Raw genomic sequence first — 5950 nt, 5'->3', positions numbered from 1 at the left:
TTTTAAAGTGGTTCCCGAAGGCTATTGTCCCGTTTTTGAGGCCAATATATAATTAGGGTCTGCTGCATAAATCTAAAAACCTTGTTGGATAAGACTTTTGGACTTTTTTCCCCTCAAAAAGTGCCAGCCATTGCGGGGATCGGGGGGAAAATTCCTGGACTTTTTCCCAGAAAATTAGGTAGTTGACCACCTGAAAATCGATAAAACCCCACACCCCACACCCCACACCCCACACCCTGTCCCCAGGAAAAGCTTTTTGCCGCAAACCCTAATTAGGGTCTGCGGCAAAAAGTTCTTAACCGTAATTCCCCTGCTGCTGTCCTTCGACCTGATTCTTACCGAGAAGGAGATCAAGTCAAAAAAAGAACCCTTGCCAAAATCTGAAACTGGCTCTCAAAGGGGAAGTCCAGTCATAACTTCTACTGTTTCTCCCGCTTGTATAGTAGTTTTACCCTGGGGAATTATGGCTAAAGCATTAGTACCCGCTAAATTAATTAAATTAGCCGAATTGTGTTGTCCAGAAGCAAGTTGAAATTGATAAACTCCCTCGATAATTTCTATTTTTCCCCAGAGATAAACTTCTCTTTGTCCATTAGATTGGAGAGTATCGCGGGTGACAACTCGCAGAAATTTGTTCTGATATTCTGTCAATCCCGATAATTTTTTAATGGCCATTTGCACGAAGCGCCAACAGGAAACTAAAGCAGAGACGGGATTACCGGGGATACCAAAGTAAATACAACCGTTAGGAAAAGTAGCAAAGGTTAGGGGTTTACCCGGTTGAATAGCAACGCTGCGAATCAGAATTTTTCCCCCTAATTCCCCTAAAATTCCCTCGATATAATCGTAATCTCCTACGGAAACACCGCCGGTGGAAAGGACGATGGCACTAGAATTAATGGCTTTTCTGATAGTTTCTCTGAGAAGATCGGGATTATCTTTGATTATACCTAAAGGTCTGGGAATTGCCCCTAAACTGGCGACAAATGCGGTTAAAGCGTAGCGATTCGAGTCAATAATTTGACCTTTTTGGAGGGTTTCATCGGGATTAATTAATTCATCTCCCGTGGAGAAAATTGCCACTTGGGGACGGGAAAACACTGTTAATTCGGTAGCTTGTGCCGTGGCTAAAACCGCTATTTCTGGGGAATTAATGGCAATACCGGCTTTTAATAGGGTATTTCCTGCTTGATAGAATGTGCCACGTTGACGCACGAAAAGACCTATTTTTTCGGGAGGGATAAGAATCGCCACTCGCTCCCCTTGTTTTTGAGTATTTTCCTGCATAATAATCGTATCACTGCCGGCGGGTAACATCGCTCCGGTAAAAATCCGGGCTGTTTCTCCTGGTTGAATAATTTTTTCGGGGACTTTGCCGGCGGGAATTTCGGCGATAATCTTTAAAGTAACGGGATTTTCTGGATTAGTGTCTTTGACATCTTCGTAGCGGACAGCATAGCCATCCATAGCAGAATTATCCCAATAGGGAAAGTCTAAATCACTGCTGATATCTTCGGCTAAAATGCGCCCAAAAGCTGCCTCTAGAGAAACTTTTTCTGTTTCTTGTCGGGGTTGAATTTGAGTTAGAATTATAGATTCTGCTTCTTTGACTGAGTACATGGATTAAACAAATGAACCGATTAGCTAGATTAAGGGTGGAAGATATACAAGCTTGGCTCGGGGAAGTGCATTTATCGGATAGGAAGGGTCAGACTGCCTATTATATACCGGTTTTGAACCAAGTTAATCCCGAGGTTTTCGCTCTCCAGATTCACTGTCTTGAGGGGGAGATTTTGTCTTGGGGAGATGAAACTGTAACTTTTCCTTTGATGAGTGTGATTAAACCTTTTTTGTTATTATATCTTTTAACCCATTTAGGGGAAGATGCTGTTTTTCGTCGCGTGGGAAAACAAGCTTCTAGTTATCCTTTTAATTCCTTAACTCAACTGCAAGAGGATCGCGGTTTTCCCCGTAATCCTATGATTAATAGTGGTGCGATCGCCTTGACAGACTTATTAGCAGGAGAAACGCCAGAATCTCGCTGTGAAAATTTGCTTTTATGGTTAAATGAAATGGGTAATTGTCAATTATTTCTCGATCACTCTGTGCTTGATTCTGTTCACTCCTATCCTAATGCACACAATCAAGCTTTAAGCTTAGAATTAGAAAAAAATGGTTATATTAGTCATCGTTATTTAGCCCTAGAAACCTACAATCAAATCTGTTGTTTATCTGGAAAAATTGCCGATCTTGCTAATTTAGGTAAGTTGATTTTAGCTTCTTCTTTTGCCGAAATTATTCTAGAAATTATGACTAATTCTGGACTCTATGAAGCTTCCGAAAAATTTGCTATTGAGGTGGGTTTTCCCACTAAATCGGGAGTTAGTGGGGCCCTATTATCAATTGTACCGAAACAGGGAGCGATCGCTTGTTATAGTCCTCTGTTAAATGAGCAAGGTAATTCAATTTTAGGACTTAATTTACTAACATATATAAGTAGGTGGATGGAATTAAATATAAGATGAACGTAGGTTGGGTTGAAGCATGAAACCCAACCCCCTGGGTAAGCAACTCACATAAAGTTCATTTTGTCAAGGATTGTTAAGATGCGCTTACCCTGATAATTCCAGTGATCAATTGGCTATCCTGATCATCTCTGGTGATTTTCCCGCAGCATAAATATCCCACATTGTCCGATAAGCTTTTTCTAAATTGCGGGTAAAACGAAGGGTATCAAATAACGGATAAGTCAGACGATTTTGTGCTAATTTCTGTTTAATTTCCTGCAATTTATCAGGAGATTTTGCTAAATTAATCGCTAAATTTTTATACTCCTCTAAATTCTTAGTAATTAATTCAGGTAGGCCCATAGCTGTCAGTAAACTAGCACCAACACGGGAAGGAAAAGTTGCACCAGGACAAGTTATAATCGGTAAACCTGCCCATAAAGCATCACTCCCAGTCGTATGAGCATTATAGTATAAAGTATCAAGAAATAAATCAGCTAGTTGATGCCGCGCCAAATGTTCCGACTTAGGTTGGAGATGGGCAAAAATTAAGCGATCGCCGTCAATTCTTCGCGCTTGTGCTTCCCGACGTAGATTTGCTTCCGCTTCAGCTACTCTCGAAAATAACCATAACACACTACCTGGAACATTAGCCAAAATTTGCATCCATACAGTGAATATTTGCGGCTCAATTTTATAGGTATGGTTGAAACAACAAAAGACAAAACCCGATTCAGGAAGACCATAATGGGAACGAGTAACAGGTTTAGATGATATAATTTGTTGATAATCATTAGCCTGATAACTATCCGGTAAAATTACCAATTTTTCAGTAAAATTATCAGCAGATTCCGGTGGAGTAACTATGGCATCACCAATAATATAGTCGATAAAATCTGCTCCCATTGTCCCCGGATAAACCAAATAATTAACTTGAATCGGTGCAGGTTTTAAAGCCAATATTTGTGTCCGCGCTTTATCAATATATCCCATCAAATCAACTAAAATATGTACCCCATCATCAAAAATCCGTTGTGCAGATTCCGTAATTGATAAAGTAGCAATATCATAAAAGCGATCGCAATCATTAGCAATGCGACGACGATATTCACTACCATCATCAGGACCATAGGAATAGGCAATTATTTCAAAGTTAGCGCGATCATGTAAACCAAAGACACTTTGCATCAAATGACTGGTGGGATGATTACGAAAATCATGGCATAAATAACCTATTTTTAATCGTCCAGATCGGGTGCGGGAATGGTTAAAGTTGAGGGGTTTAGTAATCAATGCTAATTGTCTTTTAATTTCTTGAGCATAGTTAGAAGCTACTTTTAACTGTTGAGTAGCAGACCAAGGTTTATATAAGCTATCAAAGGGAGTTACTGCGGTAGTTTTTCTCTCTTGTAACTGTTTTTCTGTTAATTGCCAAAGTTGGATTAAATCAGCTTCTCTTGTCTCCCAATTACAAGTCATTTCCTTCATAGAAAATAAGCAAGCAAAAGCCTCTGGGGAATTAGGTTGAATGGCTAAAGCTTGCTTAAATACGCTCATAGCTGCTTCTACTTTGTCCTGTCTTCCTAAAGCTAAAGCTAAACTATTGTAAGCTTTAATGTATTTAGGGTTAAGCTTAATTGCTGTTTGGAAATAAGCGATCGCTTCTTCAATTTTTCCCTGTAGTTGTAACACATTTCCTAAATTAAAGTGTGCTTCTGGATAATTAGGGTTTTTCCTGATTGCTTCTTGAAAATTGACCACAGCATCCCCTAACTTATCCTGCATTTGTAAGACTAAACCTAAATTATTCTCAGCAAAAGCATAGTTTTGATTGCTACGAATAGCTTGGTTAAAGCAAATAATCGCCTCGTCTAAATCTCCCTTGCTAACTGCTATTATTCCTAAATTATTGTGGCTTTCTGCATAATTAGGATTAATCACTAAAGCTTGCTTGTAAGCCAAAATAGCTTGATCAATTTGTCCTAAACTATCCATGATCACCCCCAACTGATGCCAAGCAGCTGCATATTGGGGAGATTGATTAATTAATTGTTGATAGAGAGCGATCGCTTCTTCAAGCTTAAGCTGTTTTTGCAAGGTGTATGCTTGCCGATAAAGGGTATCTGCTGGGGAAGTATCAGGCTGATTATTTGCTATATTTCCTCCAACTAAAGGAGAAATAGGATCGAGAGTAATAATTTTACTGATGTCATCATTTTGGAATCCTAAAGCTTGGGGACGTTTAACTCCTTCTAAGATTTGTATATCATAAAGTTCAGTCACTTCACCTTCTAAGCGTATCCAGTGAACAACTTCACCTGTTTTCAAGTCAATAATTAGCAGACCACAGCGAGGCTCTGCTTCTTTAGCCATTAAATTATCATCTAAGATTAACCCCGAAAAAGTCTTATCTCCCCCACGACTTTTAGATAATCCAACAATGGCATAATTTCCGACAAATGCTAAACCGCGCAGAAAACCAGGACAAAAAGTAACAGGCTCAAAAATGCCCTTATTTTGATCAATATAACCAAAGTAACCCGTACCCGCATTTAATAACCATAACTTACCCTGATAAAATCGGGGAGAATGAGGCATAGATAAACCAGTAGCAATTACTTCATTAGACTGAATATCAATGACACAACCGCCAGTTTGTCTTCTGTCTCTCCACCCATCCACCACATCTGATTGACTACAAGCGGTAACATAACGTGCCTTCCCATCTACCAAAGCTAAACCATTGAGATGACAACGATCTTCATTGACTAAAGCGGAAATAAACGATGGTTTCCATAGGGGAATACAACTATGGCGATCGCTGACTGTCGCCAGACAATTTAACATCGTACTGATAAATATAATTCTTTCAGAGAGATTTTCTATTGCCAAATCGTGAATATCTAAATCCCCAGTAGTATAACTAATGCGGGGGATATAAAGTTTATCGTAACCATTATAAAGCTGTTCGGATGATAGCACATTATCTAGTTGCCAGATTTGATAGCGGGAACTAAGATAAATCCTTTCTGGGGTAGCATATAAACCCATGGCGCGGTCAAATATCCGCTCAAATCCCGACATCCCCCTGTGGGGGTTAACTCCTAAAAACATCAGTCGAGAACTTTGATAGGTAGTAAAAGCCAGACTAATCTGCTGAGACTCTAACCAATCAATGAAATTACGGGAAGCAATTATCTCTACGGGAATAGATTGATTAGTATTGGGAGTTGATTGATTCATCATAACCACAAAGACACAAAGATCAGCCAGTAGGGTGTGTTAGCGATAGCATAACGCACCAATTTAATGATAGAGGTGGTGCGTTACGGCGGATTGTTAATTTTGGTTTTTTGACCGAATTGTTAGCCGCCTAACGCACCCTACACCTAAATTAGGTGTGTCAGTCCACTACGATTTATGTTTTTGTTTGAGCGCGATCG

General features: G+C 39.6%; 3 protein-coding genes. 1 reads left to right on the top strand and 2 read right to left on the bottom strand.

Going from position 1 to position 5950, the window contains the following annotated elements:
* Positions 1 to 393 precede the first annotated feature (393 nt).
* Positions 394 to 1620 carry a molybdopterin molybdotransferase MoeA gene (locus PX636_RS01500; protein WP_002796638.1) on the bottom strand — a complete coding sequence of 409 codons (1227 nt, stop codon included), beginning with the start codon at positions 1618 to 1620 and terminating at the stop codon, positions 394 to 396.
* A gap of 11 nt (positions 1621 to 1631) precedes the next feature.
* On the opposite strand from PX636_RS01500, the gene PX636_RS01495 reads away from it, so the two are divergent.
* Entirely contained in the window at positions 1632 to 2525 is an 894-nt protein-coding gene (locus PX636_RS01495) for a glutaminase (RefSeq protein ID WP_288116004.1), read from the top strand.
* Between the two features lie 108 nt (positions 2526 to 2633).
* Here the strand turns inward: PX636_RS01495 and PX636_RS01490 are convergent, their stop codons facing one another.
* Positions 2634 to 5753, bottom strand: coding sequence for a TIGR03032 family protein (locus tag PX636_RS01490; protein WP_288116003.1), 3120 nt, complete (start codon positions 5751 to 5753; stop codon positions 2634 to 2636).
* Positions 5754 to 5950 lie beyond the last annotated feature (197 nt).

This window comes from Microcystis sp. M53598_WE2 (assembly GCF_030067735.1).
Lineage (GTDB): Bacteria > Cyanobacteriota > Cyanobacteriia > Cyanobacteriales > Microcystaceae > Microcystis > Microcystis aeruginosa.
The sequence above is the reverse complement of the archived record's forward strand: the minus strand, read 5'-3'. Positions and strand labels throughout refer to the sequence as shown.